Source organism: Fulvivirga sedimenti (assembly GCF_020328055.1).
Genome location: NZ_JAIXNE010000002.1, coordinates 418,746 through 436,518, shown reverse-complemented (window position 1 = coordinate 436,518; position 17,773 = coordinate 418,746). Strand labels below are relative to the sequence as shown.

General features: G+C 44.6%; 13 protein-coding genes and 1 tRNA gene. 11 read left to right on the top strand and 3 right to left on the bottom strand.

The annotated features are described in order from the left end of the window. Positions 1–18: 18 nt before the first annotated feature. Together LDX50_RS08195 and LDX50_RS08190 are read left to right on the top strand one after the other, a co-directional pair. Positions 19–3,111, top strand: coding sequence for a sensor histidine kinase (locus LDX50_RS08195; protein WP_225697955.1), 3,093 nt, complete (start codon positions 19–21; stop codon positions 3,109–3,111). A gap of 20 nt (positions 3,112–3,131) precedes the next feature. Then, the gene (locus tag LDX50_RS08190; protein WP_225697954.1) at positions 3,132–3,824 is read left to right on the top strand and encodes a response regulator; all 693 of its coding nucleotides are present in this window, start codon (positions 3,132–3,134) and stop codon (positions 3,822–3,824) included. Between the two features lie 47 nt (positions 3,825–3,871). Here the strand turns inward: LDX50_RS08190 and gap are convergent, their stop codons facing one another. Beyond that, positions 3,872–4,855 (bottom strand): type I glyceraldehyde-3-phosphate dehydrogenase, encoded by a 984-nt coding sequence (gap, locus tag LDX50_RS08185; protein WP_255647357.1) that lies wholly within the window; start codon positions 4,853–4,855, stop codon positions 3,872–3,874. A gap of 179 nt (positions 4,856–5,034) precedes the next feature. Here gap and LDX50_RS08180 point away from each other — a divergent pair. After that, positions 5,035–5,106 (top strand) — tRNA-Glu (locus tag LDX50_RS08180). A gap of 278 nt (positions 5,107–5,384) precedes the next feature. Here the strand turns inward: LDX50_RS08180 and LDX50_RS08175 are convergent. Continuing rightward, positions 5,385–5,852 (bottom strand): hypothetical protein, encoded by a 468-nt coding sequence (locus LDX50_RS08175; RefSeq protein WP_225697953.1) that lies wholly within the window; start codon positions 5,850–5,852, stop codon positions 5,385–5,387. A gap of 274 nt (positions 5,853–6,126) precedes the next feature. On the opposite strand from LDX50_RS08175, the gene LDX50_RS08170 reads away from it, so the two are divergent. From LDX50_RS08170 to LDX50_RS08135, 8 genes are all read left to right on the top strand, one after another. Then, entirely contained in the window at positions 6,127–7,083 is a 957-nt protein-coding gene (locus LDX50_RS08170) for a hypothetical protein (protein ID WP_225697952.1), read from the top strand. A gap of 10 nt (positions 7,084–7,093) precedes the next feature. Then, complete coding sequence (locus LDX50_RS08165) at positions 7,094–9,610, top strand: FAD-binding oxidoreductase (protein ID WP_225697951.1); 2,517 nt, start codon at positions 7,094–7,096, stop codon at positions 9,608–9,610. Positions 9,611–9,768: 158 nt separating this feature from the next. Next, a complete protein-coding gene (locus LDX50_RS08160; RefSeq protein WP_225697950.1) occupies positions 9,769–11,388 on the top strand; it encodes a M28 family peptidase in 1,620 nt (539 codons plus the stop codon). Between the two features lie 150 nt (positions 11,389–11,538). Then, entirely contained in the window at positions 11,539–12,387 is an 849-nt protein-coding gene (locus tag LDX50_RS08155; protein ID WP_225697949.1) for an FkbM family methyltransferase, read from the top strand. Positions 12,388–12,566: 179 nt separating this feature from the next. Further along, positions 12,567–13,052 (top strand): DoxX family membrane protein, encoded by a 486-nt coding sequence (locus LDX50_RS08150; protein WP_225697948.1) that lies wholly within the window; start codon positions 12,567–12,569, stop codon positions 13,050–13,052. A gap of 12 nt (positions 13,053–13,064) precedes the next feature. Beyond that, the gene (locus LDX50_RS08145) at positions 13,065–14,681 is read left to right on the top strand and encodes a Gfo/Idh/MocA family protein (RefSeq protein ID WP_225697947.1); all 1,617 of its coding nucleotides are present in this window, start codon (positions 13,065–13,067) and stop codon (positions 14,679–14,681) included. Between the two features lie 216 nt (positions 14,682–14,897). Then, positions 14,898–15,824, top strand: coding sequence for an amidohydrolase family protein (locus LDX50_RS08140; protein WP_225697946.1), 927 nt, complete (start codon positions 14,898–14,900; stop codon positions 15,822–15,824). Positions 15,825–15,834: 10 nt separating this feature from the next. Continuing rightward, a complete protein-coding gene (locus tag LDX50_RS08135; protein WP_225697945.1) occupies positions 15,835–17,214 on the top strand; it encodes a Gfo/Idh/MocA family protein in 1,380 nt (459 codons plus the stop codon). A 20-nt stretch (positions 17,215–17,234) separates the two neighbouring features. Here the strand turns inward: LDX50_RS08135 and LDX50_RS08130 are convergent, their stop codons facing one another. Continuing rightward, positions 17,235–17,675, bottom strand: a complete 441-nt coding sequence (locus LDX50_RS08130) for a YybH family protein (protein ID WP_225697944.1) — start codon at positions 17,673–17,675, stop codon at positions 17,235–17,237. Positions 17,676–17,773 lie beyond the last annotated feature (98 nt).

Below are 17,773 nucleotides of genomic sequence, written 5' to 3'. Positions count from 1 at the left end.
TAGTAAATGCAACTTGCCATGAAGCTGAAACTATGGTCATGTTTTTTATTGCTTGTCACAGCCATATGCGCAAAGGCTCAATCGCCGCAGGTCTTTATGGAACATTATACTGTGGAGGATGGGTTGCTCAACAACAAAGTGTACCAACTTGCGCAAGATTCCTCAGGTTTTTTGTGGATGGTTACCCAGGAAGGATTGAGCCGTTTTAACGGTACCAGTTTCAGGCATTACCTGAATAACGAGCTTTCAGGCCCCGGATTTCCGGAAACATCCGCCATGCGTATTTACAGGGATCCGCACGGTGGGATTTGGACAGCCACAGCATCTGGTGCCATTTTGTCCTATGACCCCCTGAGGGATTACTTTGAAATACGTAATGACTCAACTACCCGCCTTCCGGCCGTGGCGCTCTCGTTTTATCAGGATTCACTTCAGAATTTCTGGATCGGAACCCTCAACAGCGGATTGTGTTTCTGGAACCGTCAACAAAATACCCTCAGAACATATCGCATGTACAATCACCCGGATAGCTTATCCGATAATCTGATTACCGATATTTCGCCGGGTACAGAGCAGGGCTTTATAACCATCAGTACGACAAAAGGTACTTGCCTGTTGAACATTAAGGAAGAAAAGTTTTACCGCCTCTGGTATAATTCGGAAAACCCAGAAGATAACTATAAGCACAATGTGATCCGTGACTTTCTTGAAACGGAAGACGCATTTTATGCAGGAACATATGGAGGGCTGCATATTACTTCCAAATCAGATTTCTCAGTGCGCCACTATTATTCTACCGGGGAAGCTGGAAAATCATTGAACTATAATTCAGTTTGGGCTCTGGTGGAAGTTGGTAACGGGGACATTTGGATTGCAACCTATGGGGGTGGTATTAATATTTATCATCCTGAAAAGAGAAATTTTTCCTACATAACGCGTGAGAACTCATCCCTGATGGAGGATAATATCACCGGCCTGTTCAGGGACCAGGATGAATCTGTTTGGGTGCTTACCGATAATACCGGGTTATTTAAAATTGATGCCCGTAAAAAGTGGATTCAGCAGTTCACGCATGATCAATTATCTATTGATGGAATCATGTCTGCTGCGTCTCTGTCTGATTCCATTGTTTGGATCGGGGCCAACGGCGGGGGACTGGTAAAATTGAATCTCATCACGAATCAAATAGATCACTTTAAGCATGATGCCTCCAATAAGTCTTCAATTGGCTATAACCATGTGAGCGGTGTGAGTATAGACGGTAAGGGCGACCTCTGGCTCAGTCTGGCTGGGGGAGGTCTTAATCACTTCAATGTTCGGGAGGGGATATTCGATCATTACCTGTTTGAAGCAGGGAGAAACAGTGTCTCTAATAATGCACTTAGTACTGTCCTGGCTACCGACAGTGTTATATGGTATGGGTCATATGGGAGCGGCTACGGGACCTATAATCCTGATACAGGTGTTTTTGGCAATTATAACTTTCCAAAATCCTCATTACAGGAATACGTTGATGTAAACAATATTTACGAGGATTCATCCGGTAATGTATGGATCCTGACAAGTTCGGGAGTTGTCCTCTATGACAAAAAACTACATGAGTTCGTAAGCGTAATCGATAATGCAAAGCCTGAAATGCCGGTCAGTAATTTCAATTTTTACAGTATTGCTGAGTCGCCTTCCGGAAGAATCGTTCTCCTCAATGATGCAAATGATCTCATAGAAGCAACGTACAATGGCATGTCTTCAGTTGATTTCAGGAAGTTCGACCTGCCCCCCGGGATTGTCAAGGATAAGCGGCTGATCGAAATTATGAAAATAACAGATTCGGTCACTTGGTTGGTCAGTCGGCGGGATGTACTTCGGCTCGAATCCGACGGAGGATACAACCAGTTTGACCGTAAAGATGGATTGACAGGTACAGAATTTTATTTACTGCACCGATCAAGGCCTGATATCAGCATGGTCATATCTGATAAGGGGCTTAATATCTTAAATGAAGATGAATTTCAGTCCCCTGTTGATGGGCCTTCCGTGCATTTTGAATCGCTCAGTATTCTGAACCGGCCGGTACGGGTGGGGGTTCGGGATAGCATACATGGTGTTTCGTTGGAGAGGAACCTGGATTATACTGACCAGATCAAACTTAATTACAGGCATAAGGAATTTACCATTGGATATGGCGCGCTGCAGTTTTATTCAAGCGGGTCTTCGGAATATCGCTATCGACTCAAAGGGTTTACCGATGAATGGGTGAGTGGCATTTCTGATTCTAAAGTATCATTTACAAACCTGGATCCCGGAAACTATACGTTTGAGGTTCAGGCTTCTCTCGTGCCAGGAATTTGGGGCCCACCTGCTCAACTTGATATTCTGATCCATCCACCGTTCTGGCAGACCTGGTGGTTCATTTCGCTGGCTATAGTGCTGGTTGCCGGATTGCTTTATTTTCTTCACTATTATCGTTTACAGAAGGCACTCGCCGTGGCAAACCTTCGAAATCAGATTGCCCAGGACCTGCATGATGATATTGGATCATCACTCACCAAGATATCTCTTTATTCGAGTCTTCTTAGTAATAGCGAAGAAGATGACCAATCAAATGGATTTCTGAGAAATATTGGTGAATTAAGCCGTGACGTGATCAGTCAGATGAGCGATATCGTCTGGTCGATCGATCATAAAAATGATACGGCAGGCAACCTCATCATACGTATGAAACAATTTGCCACAGAAACGTTTGAGGCATTCAATATTGATCTCGAATTCACCGTAAAGGGCGTGCAATCCGGTGCATTTATTGATCCGCTTTTCAGACAGAATTTCTATCTGATTTTCAAGGAGTCGGTAAATAATATTTGCAAGCATTCACGGGCAACAAAGGTATTGGTGGAAGTAATGTTTGATCATGGAAAATATTCGTTGCGCGTAACCGATAATGGTAGGGGTATGATGCTGGAAAATGGAACCCGGCAGAACGAATTGAATGTTTCCATTAAGGAACAAAAGGGTAATGGTTTGCAAAATATGCAAAAACGTGCCGATCGGATAGGTATGAGATTCGCCATGGATTCGATGCCGGATCGGGGTACCACCATTGAGGTGGGGTGACCATTTGGCACCACATAATCATGTGGTTTACACGAAACGATGCTTTTGGTATCTTGAAATCACTTTACGGGACAGATATGATCGGAATTGGTATAATTGAGGACGATGCGCAGATCAGGACGGTATTACAAACGTATATAGACCGTCAGTCGGAATTCAATTGCCTGGGTGCGTATGAAAGTGTTGAGAAAGGATTGTCCGGGTTTAGTGAAAACCTCATGCCTGACGTTATGTTGATGGATATAGAGCTGCCGGGTATGTCGGGAATTGAGGGAGTGAAGCTGCTCAAGCAGCGTCATCCCACAATGGAATTCATCATACTTACCATATACCATGATGTCAATAAGATTTTCCCGGCGTTAAGGGCAGGTGCAAGTGGTTATCTGTTGAAGAACACACCGCTCCCCGATATCAAGGAAGGAATTTTACAGGTGCAGTCGGGAGGCTCACCCATGTCGCCCCAGATCGCCCGGCTGGTCATTGAGACCTTTACCGGCAAAAGGGAGAAAGAGGAAAACCATCGGAACGTGCTTACTGATCGTGAACAGGAAATAGTGATTGCGCTGGTGGATGGGTTGAGTTATAAAATGATTGCCGATCGGATGTCTATTTCGATTGAAACGGTACGGTATCATATTCGAAACATTTACAGCAAGCTTCATGTGCACAGCAAAGCTGAGGTGATTGGCAAATCCCTTCGGGGTGAGATATAAAAAAAGGCCTGGTTCACAGGCCTTTTTTTAATAATGCTGATCAGGTATTACAGTCTTGCGATTAAATCTGCAACACGGTTTGAATATCCGGCCTCGTTATCATACCAGGATACTACTTTTACCAAATTTCCATTGGCTGTTGTAACGCCTGAATCGAAGATGGAAGAGTGTGGATCACCAATAATATCTGTTGAAACGATCGGATCTTCCATGTAGCAAAGGATTCCCTTCATTGGTCCATCGGCTGCCGCTTTCATCGCTGCGTTGACTTCCTCGGCAGTTACTTCTTTCTTCAGGATACAAACCAGGTCGGTAAGCGATCCGGTAGGAGTAGGAACGCGTACTGCATTTCCATCCAGTTTCCCTTTCAGTTCCGGAAGTACAAGTCCAACCGCCTTAGCCGCACCGGTAGTAGTAGGAACGATGTTAAGTGCCGCAGCACGTGCACGACGAAGATCTTTATGCGGGGCATCCTGCAGGTTCTGATCTGCCGTATAGGCGTGGATCGTAGTGATAAAACCTTTTTCAATACCGAATGTGTCATTCAACACCTTGGCTACAGGAGCAAGGCAGTTGGTGGTACATGATGCGTTGGACAGGATGTCTTCGTCGCCGGTAAGGGTGTCATCGTTTACGCCGAGTACAACGGTTGTAATGTCTCCTTTGGCAGGGGCAGAGATTACTACTCTTTTGGCTCCGGCTGCAAGGTGTTTTCCGGCACTTTCGCGGTCGGTGAACCGTCCGGTAGACTCAAGTACGACATCTACCTTATTTTCTCCCCAGGGCAGGGCAGCAGGATCGCGTTCTGCGAGGGCAAGGATTTTCTTTCCGTTAACAATGATATGTTCATCGGTTGATTCAACGGTGCCATTAAATCTTCCGTGGATAGAATCGTACTTCAGAAGGTGAGCGAGTGTGGCGTTATCGGTAAGGTCGTTGATGGCAACCACTTCGACATTCTCTTTTTCCAGGAGGATCTTGAATGCCAGTCGGCCAATGCGACCGAAACCATTGATAGCTACTCTAGTCATGGGTATAAGTGTTTAAGTTAGAATTTCTTTCTTTTTTTGAGAGCGGTAAAATTACATTACCTGCAGGCGAAATGCAAAGGAAGCGCCGGAGTAAAAAATGAAGGTATTGTAAATTTTTTTTCGGGGAAGTTTTGCAAATATTTAAGAGCCATCTATATTTGCAACTCCATTTAACAAATGGCCCGTTCGTCTAGGGGTTAGGACGCCAGGTTTTCATCCTGGAAACAGGGGTTCGATTCCCCTACGGGCTACAATGCGAAGGCTACCAGAAGGTAGCCTTTTTGCGTTGTAGCCCTTCGTGGAAGCTTGCGCGACAGGCTGGCCTCTTCGCTAAAAAGCTCTACTGGAGCTTTTCTTATCACCCGGTGCTCCTATTGCATCCGCCGTAGCTTTAGCGAAGGTGGACGGGCTACAAATGCAGAAAGAGAAAGAGAATGAGAAAGAGAATGAGAATGAGAAAGAGAATGAGAAAGAGAATGAGTGATTATTCTACTCAATCTCATTTACCGGTGATTCAGAAGGCATTTCATTAAAATGCTCCATCCAGCTCATAAATCCAGTCATCCTCGATTCGATAACGTTTATTGAAATTTTTGGATCTTACCCCAAGGTAGATCATGGCCGAGCCGGGGATGATCAGTAAAAATCCTGCCGGATTACCGAACGCCCCAATAAGGACTCCTATTCCTGTAACAACCGCCCCGCCATAGATGAGTACTCCGCGGGTAAGTGCCGATTGTAAAATGGGAACACGTTGAATCTCCTGGATATTTACTAATTCTATGGTCTTTCCGTCAATTGATATCTTTCCCCGGTCAGTAACGACAAATCGTCCCGCGAATTCCTGTCCGAATCTATTCTTAACCCGCACTCTTTTTGATTCCTTAATGAAGATCTCCTTGCCCGATTCCCGATTTATGATTCGCAGACCAGGCTCCTGCGCAAAAACGGCTATGGAAAACAGAATGCCAAAGAAAATAAGCGTGATGGTTTTCATGTATCTTAAGGTCTATTTAGCTATTATTCATTTAATAACTGCTTAATAATCAAAATGTTGTAGAGGGATCTGACTTTTTAACTCCACTCACTTCAAACTTTTGATCCATGCGATGTGGATCAGTCATTTCTTATCGGATTTATATTCGTTACCCTTCGTCGAAATTCGCATAAAATACGCGAACCGCAATAGGAAATAGATTTCTACGTTTACCTTTCAATCGCCGGGGTTATGTATAGGCATACCCCTGAGGAATTGTCTAAAGGCTTTATTTATGAACAGAAGTAAATTTTTAACGGCACTGGCTGCCGGTGTTATTCCTCTGTCATTACTACCGGCAGGTTTCATTAACGCCCTTGATAACGACTCAATCGTGGATGCCCGCAGAAATTTCATGCGGATATATAAGGATGAAAAACTGCGGAATGAATTCTTTCTGTTTCTGCAAAATGTATTCAACCTCTATCCCGAAGATGATTTCCACAAACTGATCGGACAGGTGGTAAGCGTGAAAGAGGGTGACCGGGAAGTTTACCTGGAAGTTCAGTCGAAGCTCAAGGAAATCACCCCATTATTTTCAATATTCAAGTATCAGCTGCCTGCTTTATTTCATCAGAAGGATGTGATGGCAGCGCAATCCATGGAGTTGCTCGGGAAGAATAGCAGTTATAATGGCTACCTGGAGATTGGTTCATCGGGCAGATACCTGGATTACCTTGAAGAAAAAGTAAAAATAACCGGGGAACGCTATTATGCCGATGGAAAGAAGCCCGGCTATTCTATTACTGAAATGGTTGATCGGGGTCAAATCCCAATTGGAGCCAGCTATATTCCCTTTACAAATTATGAAACGCAGTATGGATGTGAAATCCCAAGGGGAAGCCTCGACCTCGTGACAGTCTATATCGGCTTTCATCACTGCCCGATTGAATTACGAACATCCTTTATTTCTTCCATTCGCGATACCCTGCGAACAGGTGGTAAACTGGTTTTGAGAGACCACGACTGTGATACAGAGGAACAAAAAACACTTGTGGCCCTGGCCCACGATGTTTTTAATATGGGAACGAAGGAGCCGTGGGAGAATAATGAAAAGGAGATTCGGAATTTTTACTCCCTGGCATTCATTCAAAACTTTGTATCCAACCTGGGTTTCAGGTATGAAGGATGTTCCCTCTACCAGGCGGGTGATCCAACCAAAAATGCGCTGATGCTTTTTACCAAAATTTAGAGACCAACTCATGAGACTGTTGAAAATAATTTTCATTAAGGCGTGGGTTGTACTCGTCTGGATATTTCGGTTCATTGTAAGAACCATTACCTCATTTTTCAGATTCATCAATAAGAAAAAGAGGAGGGCTATTCCGTTTTACCTCGTTTGTGCATACTTCCTCTTTGTCTTCATACTCATCGCCATTTCGGGTGATTCGGAATATCAAAAAGTACTTCCCGATAAACGTGTAAATGACGTTACCGAGCTTAATCCTGTCATGGTGGGTAAGATCGTTCAACCGCATTCGGTTGATGATATCGTAGACGCCATTCGGTCTACCACAGGACCCATATCAATTGGGGGAGGTAGATTCAGCATGGGCGGACAGACTGCGTTTGAAAATAGTCTGCACCTGGATATGCGGCAATTCAATAAAGTGCTGGACCTGGACGTAGAAAAAAAACAGGTTACCCTGCAGGCTGGGATCGTTTGGCGCGACCTTCAGAAGATTATCGACAAGGAAGACCTTTCCGTAAAAATTATGCAAACCTACGCCAACTTTACCGTGGGTGGATCGATATCGGTTAACTGTCACGGACGCTATGTTGGTCATGGTCCGATCATTTCTTCTGTGATTGCATTGAAAATAGTTACGTCCGATGGCGAAGTGGTTAACGCAAGCCGGCAGGAGAATTCCGAACTGTTTCGGGCAGCGATCGGAGGGTACGGCGGTGTCGGGGTTATTGCCGAGGCAACACTCCAGCTGGCAGAAAATGTGAAGGTGGAGCGCAGAACGGAATTGCTCAATGTGGAGGATTATTTGACTTATTTTGATGAAAATGTTAGAAATGACAGCACAGTTATCTTTCAAAACGGTGATCTGTACCCGCCTGATTATGAGGTCATAAATAACGTTTCCTGGCGGACATCAGAAAGGGAACTTACCGATACCACGCGTGTGACCCCTGAAGGGGAAACCTATTGGCTTGAACCCCGGTTGGTGAACGTGGTTTCCTGGGGAGATTTTGGTAAATGGGTTCGGAAAAAAATTATTGACCCCTATGTTTATAAATCTGAATCAGTTGTGTGGAGAAACAAGGAAGCCAGCTATGATGTAGCAGAACTGGAGCCTTCATCCCGGGAAAAGCAAACCTACGTATTACAGGAATATTTCATTCCGGTAAAAAGGATAACTTCCTTTATTCCTAAAATGAGAGACGTTTTTGAGAAATATGATGTGAATGTCATCAATGTCTCACTTCGACATGCCTATCCGGATAAGGAGTCCTTTTTATCATGGGCCGATGAGGAGGTCTTTGCCTTTGTGGTGTATTATAAACAAGGTACGGATGTCAAGTCGCGCGAGAAAGTTAAAGAATGGACGGTAGAAATGACCGATGCCATCCTTAGTGAAAATGGAAAATGGTACCTGCCGTACCAGCCGCACGCAACTCAACAGCAGTTTTATCAGGCTTTCTCATCAGCTCCACGCTATTTTGAAGTGAAACACCAGTTTGATTCTTTGAACAGATTTACCAATAAGCTCCTTGATAAATATGATCCTTCTCAATCCAATTCGATTGAGTTAAAAAAAGGTCAAATCCCGGGATATGTACGTGCCGAGGAGCAGACTATTCTCACTGTGCCGGAGTGGTACCTCGTCTTCAACCCGAAAGAATACGCCGACTGGCTGGAATCCGGGAACAACCCTTCAGATTTTCCGTACTATTCGTCAATTGATGAATATTGGAAACTATATGATCGTTCGATTAAACTGGCCTCGAGTGCATACCCACCTAACGACGAATATATCACCATGTTAAATGTGATCGGCGTTAGCGTTACGATGGAGTATGCTGGTAAAATGATTTATGAGAATACGGTCGGACGAGTTTTTGGTTGGTTCGCCAATGAGGAAATATCAACGCAGGAACGAACAATCATGGAGGCACAGCGAGCCTACAGCAACTTTATTTATCATACAGCCTGGTATGAATTTGAATTTTTGCCCTGGATTGGCAAAGTATGGAGGCAGCGGGATGAATCCTCTGCGAGTTGGTTACGGAAATGGGAGCGGACGCTGTTCTTTACTTTCGAATTTACTTTGAAAGCAGGATATGCTCAATTGATTGAATGGGCTGCCAGGGCCAGTTATGAAGAACCTGTTACAGATATTTATGTAAGCGCTTCCTCAGTAGAGGATATTCAGCCCACCAGTGATCTAAAGATTATTGCGGCAGAGGGAAATGAATATATTCTGGCCATTACCCGTTGGGGAGCATTTACCGAAACTATGCTAACACTCACCAGCAGCAATATGATCATCCGGGACATTGGGGGGAATGATGAGATAGCGGTTTCCGTAATTCTGAATAAGGATCAGGATTTGGAATTCAGCGATGCAGAAATACTGTATACATCGGAACTTGTCACCCAACCGGATCAAAAGCGAATGGTTGTACTAATGAATGTGGATGACTTGCTTCCTTTTATCCGTTCAATGAAACGGTCTTCATCCACAATTGAGCATATCTTCGATTATTGAACAAATTGCTCTCATTTTAACTATGCTGACGCAATTGCATTAGCATTCCACAAAAGATTTCTAAGAACACTTCCTGGTGTGTTAAAAATTTGCATTAATTTCTTTGGTTAATGTTTATATTACCACGGAATTTTTGAATCTGACTAACAACTTTAAACATGAGATTAACTGCAATCTTCCTTATTCTACTCATTTCCTTTGCCGGCTGTAAAGACAAAGTCCTTACCGATGAAGAGCTCCTCGCTTTCGCAGATAAGGTAGAATCCGACCAGTTCAGGTATCATGTAGCCCTGCTGGCTGACGACAGCATGAAGGGCAGACTTCCCGGAACTCCTGAATATGAAAAGGCAATGGGATATGTGGTAGACCAGTTTGAGGCATTCGGACTTGAGCCGGTAGGGGATAACGGAAGTTATTTACAACACCTGACCCTGCGAACGGTACGAGTGAATCCATACCATTCTCATTTGTTGCTTGGAAGTGATACCCTCAAGGCCGGTTCGGATTATTTGTATATGGGAAATGCGAATCAGAAGCAACAGGCCGTTGAGGCCGGCGTTGTATTTGTTGGCTATGGCATTGAAGCCGATACTTTTGGTCATAATGATTATGCAGGAATAGACGTAGCCAATAAAATTGTGCTTGTGCTATTGGGTGCTCCTGAAACACTGCCACCAAGCGAAAGGGCATACTTCAGTAATCTCTCAACAAAGATGCAGACGGCGGATGCCAAAGGTGCCAGTGGAGTTTTACTGATCTATCCGCCAAATGGAAGGGGCAGCTTTGAGGGTGCCAGCCGCCGGTATTCTGAATCGGGAATAACCAATGTGCTGATGCCATCGGGTCTGGCTGATGGAAGGGCAAATTTAGGTGAGAATTTAAAAATTGCCGGTTTCTATAACATGGAATCACTTGACCGATTGATTCCAGGTGCAATGGATTCACTGCTTATCAAGTATGAACAGGGAGAACTCCTCCAGCCTGGTGAAGAACTAATTCTGTCTGGCAGTGTAGTCTCTGACTGGCAGGAATTTGAAAGTGCGAACGTGCTGGGCTTGCTGGAAGGGACAGATTTAAAAGATGAATATATTATCCATACAGCTCATTTAGATCATGTTGGCATTGGCGAGCCTGTAAATGGCGATTCAATTTATAACGGTGCTCACGACAACGCATCGGGCATAAGTGCGATGCTTGAAATTGCCCGACTTTACACCTCCATGGACTCAAAGCCCAGGAGATCTGTAATCTTTGCGGCTGTTACGGCCGAAGAAATGGGATTACTGGGATCAAAATACCTGGCCCGTAATCCGCCGGTTCCAAAAGAACAAGTTATTGCCAATGTAAATACGGATATGCCAACGCTGATCGCCCCTTTGTTGTCGATCGAGCCCTTGGGTGCAGAACACAGCAGCATTATGAAACATGTACAGACCAATGCCCGCTTGTTGAACCTACAGGTGAATGAGGATCACATGCCCGAGGAGGTGAGGTTTGTAAGAAGTGACAACTATAATTTTATCCTTGAAGGAGTTCCGGCGTTGCGCATGAAATACGGACTTAAAACGGAAGACTCCGAAACCGGATTAGATTCCCTGATTAATACATTTACCAGAAATGTCTATCACAAACCTTCGGATGAGGTGGACGGACTTTTTGATTTTGAAGCGGCCAGGACATATGTGAAGCTTCAGTTTATGAACAGTTACAAAATCAGTGTGGATGATGAACGTCCGAAGTGGAATGAAGATTCCTTTTTTAGAAAATTTGAGCGATAAGGAGGAAATCCCCGGGGGCAAAATTCTGCTCTTGATTTAAAGTTGAACGATGGTAGCTGCAATATTGAGTTTCTTCCTTGCATTAACAGATTAAATTGATTTATTAGTAAGAGTATAATTGAAAAGAGAATTACATTTTAAATTATACTTATGAATAAAAATCTTGTTTATGATATCGGAATGTGCGACGGTTCAGATACCCGCAAGTATTTATCCCTGGGCTATGATGTTGTTGCTGTAGAGGCTGATCCCACACTCGTAGAAAAGGCAAAAAGAAAGTTCAGCAATTACATTAAATCGGGCAGACTCAAGATTATAAATGTAGGAATAACCCAGGAACGGGGCACGGATACTTTTTATGTAAACGATGCAATGCCAATCTGGAATTCCTTCGATAAGGAAATAACCGGACGTGACAACATGCCATACCGGGAAATTAAGATTACCTGTGTTCCGTTTGCTGATATCATCGAGGAACACGGCGTTCCGTTTTATCTGAAGATTGATATTGAGGGTAATGATATTTATTGTGTCAGGGATCTGAAGCCTGGGAATTTGCCAAAGTATGTTTCGCTCGAAGCGGATAACAAGGCAGATCTGGAATCCCTTGATGCACTCAGGGATGTTGGATATACCAAGTTTCAATGTATCAATCAGAATACATTCACTCCTGTGAGCGTTCCCTATGAAATGAAATTGAATCCCGGTAAAATGAACTTTAATGACCGGCTTTACTTACAGGTCATGTATAATAAGAATTTCTTTATCAGGGCACTGCGCAAATTTAAAGGAAGGGAAATCTTTAAATTTCTACTGAATCCTTCTTCCAACCTGACATATCAGATCGGTACCTCTGGTCCGTTTGGAGAATTACTCCCCAATGACTGGCTCACCTATGACCAGGTTAAAACGGAGTTCCTGGAATCCTTCAGATCCTTTGATGAAAGACATCCGAATTCCAGTTATGGATTTTGGTGTGACTTTCATGCTACCTATTAGTCGTATAAACCCAATTCTCGTCTAACCCCCTTCACTGTCACCGGGGGTTTCAAATTGGTGCTGGCTTAAAGTTTATCAACTGTATTTTGATGCCATAGTTCATTTTTCAAACTGACAATCCGCATAAAATAAATCCGACAAAGGGATAAAATTTAGGGAACAAAAAAAATCGTGCTGCCATGAATATTAATAACTATTCAAAACCGCAGCTGAATATCCTTATTATCCTAAGAATATTAATCGGCTGGCACTTTCTGTATGAAGGTGTATTAAAAGTATATAATCCTGAATGGACGGCAAAGGGCTTTTTGCTTTCCTCTCAGGGCATTTTTCGTCCGCTTTTCACCTGGATGGCAGGTGACGGGCAAATTGGATTTATTGATTCTGCCAATATCGTGATACTGATGTTTGTGGGCATTGCCCTCATTGCAGGAATTCTGGAAAGACCGGCGGCATTGTCTGGATTCGTATTGCTCATGCTGTATTACCTGGCCCATCCGGCGTTTCCCGGACTGGAGCAGGGTCCTACAGAAGGCAACTACTGGATCGTGAATAAAAACCTGATTGAAGGATTTACCCTTCTTGCCCTGTATTATTTCCCTACAAGTGCTGCATTCGGCTTGAGGAGGATATTTACCGGGGATAAAAAACTCGCTAACACCTAAACCTGTAACGCTATGAAATGGACCAGAAGAGATATGTTAAAGGGCCTCGGAGGCTTACCGGTAGTTGGAACCGTATGGTGGGCAGGAGGAAGATATGCCGTTAAAAAGAACAGGGAACGTGAAGCGATCCTTGAGACCCTGAATATTCAGGCCGCAGCTCCCGCTACGACGGGACCAATGAGTGGTGATCCTGTTCGAATTGGAATCATTGGATTTGGTATACGCGGTCAGCAATTAACCCGGGCACTGGGTTTCGCTACCAAAGAATGGCTCACCAGTATGGAAGAATCAGCCAGGAATAATCCCAGGGATACAAGGCTCGCTGAATTTCTGGATCAGGAAGATTTGAATGTAAAACTCACAGGTATCTGTGATCTGTTTGACGTTCGTGCAGAAATTGCACAGGAATCCTTTGAAGGAATCAGGCGTTACCGGACACATGAGGAAATGATCAATAGCGGTAATGTGGATGCGGTGATCATTGCGACCCCTGACCACTGGCACGCACCCATTTCGATCGCTGCGCTTAACGCCGGGGTTCATGTGTATGTGGAGAAACCAATGACGCATAATATTAAGGAAACCTATGAATTACGCGATGCGGCGCTGAATTCAAGTGCTGTATTTGCAGTTGGGCACCAGCATCGGCAGACTCAAAGCTTCCGTACTGCCCAGGATATTATCGATAAAAAGGTGATTGGTCATGTTTCACTCGTGGAGACCAATACCAACAGGAATGACGACAATGGAGCATGGCAATATGAAATTCATGAGAAGGCGAGTCCGGCCACCATCGACTGGAAACAGTTTCTCGGAAATGCACCGGAAGAGCCCTTTAATAAAGAACATTTCTTCCGATGGAGAAAATGGTGGGCATATGGTTCCGGGTTATCGGGAGACCTGATGACGCACGATTATGATCGCCTCAATTGTGTCCTGAAAATGGGAATCCCCGCATCCGTAATGACATCCGGAGGTATATATACCCATAACGACGGAAGGAACGTGCCTGACGTCATGCAGATCAACATGGAGTTCCCGGATTTTTCAACCGGAAGTAGCCAGGAGCCAGGTAAGGAAAACGGAATGACACTGGTATACAGTGCAACACTGGGCAACCAATTCAACCGACCGACCCTTCTCATGGGACATGATGGAACCATGGAACTCGGTAACCGGCTGACCATCTGGGCAGATCCTCGGTCTACACGTTACCAGCAGGCATTCGAAGAAAAGCGAATGGATCCGAATGTTCCGATTTATCAGTATGACCCTGCGGCAAATGCAGTAGACGGAGTGACTTCAGCCACGTCAAAATACTTTGCAGACAAGGGCTTGTTATGGACCTATGTAGATGGCAAACGCGTGGATTCCACATTCCTCCACCTGCGCGAATGGCTGAGTTGTATTCGTAATGGCGGTAAACCAAGTTGCGGCATTCAGGAAGGGTTCGAGGAAGCAATCACCGCGCACATGGGAGGTTTATCCTATAAATTAGGGCAGCGGATTTACTGGGATAATAACCGCCAGGAAATTTTGCCGGTGGAAGGTTATGACCTCGATGAAGTGCTGTTGTTAAACAAGGAGCAAATCAAACCCCGGGCGGTATACGATCCTGCCTGGTCCTGATCATCGTTCCATATTTTCTAAAGATTTTCCCCCGGATGATGCTGGCTGCTTCTCCGGGGGATGTTTTTTGAAAACGGGGTTACCGTTTAAACTACCGTTCGTCCGTAGTTCCAATGAACTTCGAAATATTTTAAATATTCATTAGATTCATCCGACAGAAACATGAATATGATAAATCCTTTCATAGATGCTCACGTCCATTTGAATTCCCTTTCAGTGGAAAAAATATCGGTCGCCCAGGCTATGGGCGGCAAATTTGTATCGATTAATACCGACGTGCCGGATTTCGTATCCATTGAAGAACAGCAACACATTACCCGTACGCTGGCCTTTGCTTACCCGGAAATGGTGCGCTACATCGCCACCTTTGATTTTAAGGGTTTCCCTTCGCCAGAATGGCTTGACAGAACCATCTATAACATCCAATCCGCTGTCAATGAAGGCGCTGCTGGTATCAAGATTTGGAAGAATCTGGGAATGGATCTGCGTGATGAATCCGGCAATTTTGTGATGATCGATGATGATCGTCTTGATCCGGTGTTTGATTACCTCGAAACCCATCAGATTCTTGTGTTGGGGCATCAGGGTGAACCGCGTAACTGTTGGCTTCCATTAGAGCAAATGACGGTTAATTCCGACCGAAATTATTTTAAGAACCATCCGGAATATCATATGTTCCTGCATCCGGAATTCCCATCATATGAAAAACAGATCGATGCCCGCGATAACCGATTACAGAAAAATCCGAAATTACGCTTTGTAGGACTACACCTGATGAGTCTTGAGTATTCCATTGAAGAAGTAGCCAGGCGCCTGGACCGGTTTCCCAATGCAATGACTGATCTGGCCGAGCGCATCTGTCATCTGCAGCTACAGGCCCGGGAAAACCGGGAGTCAGTAAGGGATTTCATGATCAAATACCAGGATCGTATAATCTATGGAACGGATGTGATTGACGACGGTTCTGACCCCGGTATTGCCGCACGTTTTGGTGATTTATGGAAACGTCATTGGAATTTTTTTGCAAGTTCCGAATGGCAGGATGCTCCTGAATTTGATGGAGATTTTCAGGGGCTTGATCTTCCTGAAAAAGTTCTTTCTAAATTGTTTTATGAAAATGCAGCCCGTGCATACGGGTTTTAACCTTGTATATATGAAATCTACAGATCGAAGGTCATTCCTCAAAAATTCAGGTCTCTTAGGGCTGGGATTGTTTGCTGGCAGTGTGAGCCAGGTAAATGCCCGGACAACTATGTTCCGCACCATAGGTAGAAATGCCGAATTCAACATGAGCGGATATGCGGCACCCCCGCTGGAGACCGTTCGGGTAGGTATAGTCGGACTGGGTATGCGCGGGCCGGGTGCAGTGAACAGACTCAGTTTTATTGAGGGCGTAGAAATCAGGGCTCTTTGCGACCTGATCCCGGAACGTGCGGAAAAAGCGAAAGCCTCCCTGAAGGATACTCCGCATAAGCCTCAATTGTACAGCGGTTCATCTTTTGCATGGAAAGAAATGTGTGAACGTGAAGATCTGGATCTGATATACATTGCTACACCCTGGGAATGGCATACTCCGATGGCTGTATTCGCGATGGAAAGCGGCAAGCATGCCGTTGTTGAAGTTCCTGCCGCAACGACACTTGACGAATGCTGGCAACTGGTGGAAACGTCGGAAAGAACCAGGAAGCACTGCATGATGCTTGAAAACTGCTGCTATGATTTCTTTGAATTAATGACCCTTAATATGGCCCGTCAGGGGTTTTTCGGCGACATTATTCATGGCGAGGGAGCTTACATCCATAATCTTGTTGATCTGAATTTTAACAAGGAAACTGGTTATCAGGGCATGTGGCGGCTTAAACAGAATTTCAGGAATGGTAACCTTTACCCAACTCACGGATTGGGGCCTGTTTGCCAGATCATGAATATTAACCGCGGGGATCAGATGGATCATCTCACTTCAATGAGTACAAATGATTTTACCATGGCTGGTCATGCCAGGGAACTCGCGCAGGAAGATGCCTTCTTTAACGAGTTTGCGGCGCATACCTACCGTGGTAATATGAATACAACACTTGTGCGTACGAAAAATGGAAAAACCATTATGATTCAGCATGATGTTTCTTCACCCAGGCCTTATTCCAGGATTCATTTAATCAGTGGTACCAGGGCTATGGCACGAAAGTGGCCGGAGCCTCATATTTCCAAAGGCCATGGATGGTATAGTACTGAGGAAGTGAAGGAGCTTGAAGAAAAATATACGCCGGGAATCGTGAAAAAAGTGGGCGATCTCGCCAGGAAAGTTGGGGGGCATGGCGGTATGGATTTTATCATGGACTGGCGATTGATCGATTGTTTGAGAAATGGCTTACCGCTCGACCAGGATGTATATGATGCTGCACTGTGGAGTTCGATCAGCCCGTTAAGTGAATGGTCTGTTGCCAACCGGTCGGCATCAGTGGATGTTCCCGATTTTACACGGGGTCATTGGAAAACGAACAAGCCAGTAAGCGTATTGGAGGACTATTCATAGCCGTTCGGCTGAAAAAAGCCTTAATCATATACGTATTTCCAGGAGCCGTCAGACATCCGTTTCCAAACTGTATGGAACGTACCCTGATTGGTGACTGAATTGCCTGCGCTATCGGTTCGGATCAATTCATAAGGCCCGTAGGTATAAGCCATGTCACCTGAGCTGGATACATCGATATAGGATGGGGACCACTTCAGGGTTATCTGATCAAAATTTGGATCGCTGTAATATCGGTCAATCTCATCTTTGCCTTTTATAAGTTCCCCCCGGTTCAATACGGCATCAGGATGGGCATATGCAACGAAAGCGGCTCGCAGACCATCACGCTGGGCCATTTCCGCGAATGCCGTTTCAGCTTCACGGACGGAATTGATCAATTCCTCTGAACCTTCCCCTGTTTGACTGCAGGATGCCAATAAGGCAAGCGATATGGCCGTTATAATCATTAAAACTCTCTTCATATTATTCTGTTAAGTTCAATCGGTGTAATTTTGGTTGGTTAAAGAAGAATTTCAACACCTCATAAGGTTTTTAAACCATTAGTCAATGTGTTACTGGA

What these genes read in the sequence shown, in the direction of transcription:
- LDX50_RS08190 (WP_225697954.1), top strand. Translation starts at nt 3,132, where the DNA reads ATGTGGTTTACACGAAACGATGCTTTTGGTATCTTGAAATCACTTTAC.
- LDX50_RS08165 (WP_225697951.1), top strand. Translation starts at nt 7,094, where the DNA reads ATGAGACTGTTGAAAATAATTTTCATTAAGGCGTGGGTTGTACTCGTC.
- LDX50_RS08160 (WP_225697950.1), top strand. Translation starts at nt 9,769, where the DNA reads ATGAGATTAACTGCAATCTTCCTTATTCTACTCATTTCCTTTGCCGGC.
- LDX50_RS08175 (WP_225697953.1), bottom strand. Translation starts at nt 5,852, where the DNA reads ATGAAAACCATCACGCTTATTTTCTTTGGCATTCTGTTTTCCATAGCC.
- gap (WP_255647357.1), bottom strand. Translation starts at nt 4,855, where the DNA reads ATGACTAGAGTAGCTATCAATGGTTTCGGTCGCATTGGCCGACTGGCA.
- LDX50_RS08170 (WP_225697952.1), top strand. Translation starts at nt 6,127, where the DNA reads ATGAACAGAAGTAAATTTTTAACGGCACTGGCTGCCGGTGTTATTCCT.
- LDX50_RS08145 (WP_225697947.1), top strand. Translation starts at nt 13,065, where the DNA reads ATGAAATGGACCAGAAGAGATATGTTAAAGGGCCTCGGAGGCTTACCG.
- LDX50_RS08130 (WP_225697944.1), bottom strand. Translation starts at nt 17,675, where the DNA reads ATGAAGAGAGTTTTAATGATTATAACGGCCATATCGCTTGCCTTATTG.
- LDX50_RS08155 (WP_225697949.1), top strand. Translation starts at nt 11,539, where the DNA reads ATGAATAAAAATCTTGTTTATGATATCGGAATGTGCGACGGTTCAGAT.
- LDX50_RS08135 (WP_225697945.1), top strand. Translation starts at nt 15,835, where the DNA reads ATGAAATCTACAGATCGAAGGTCATTCCTCAAAAATTCAGGTCTCTTA.
- LDX50_RS08150 (WP_225697948.1), top strand. Translation starts at nt 12,567, where the DNA reads ATGAATATTAATAACTATTCAAAACCGCAGCTGAATATCCTTATTATC.
- LDX50_RS08195 (WP_225697955.1), top strand. Translation starts at nt 19, where the DNA reads ATGAAGCTGAAACTATGGTCATGTTTTTTATTGCTTGTCACAGCCATA.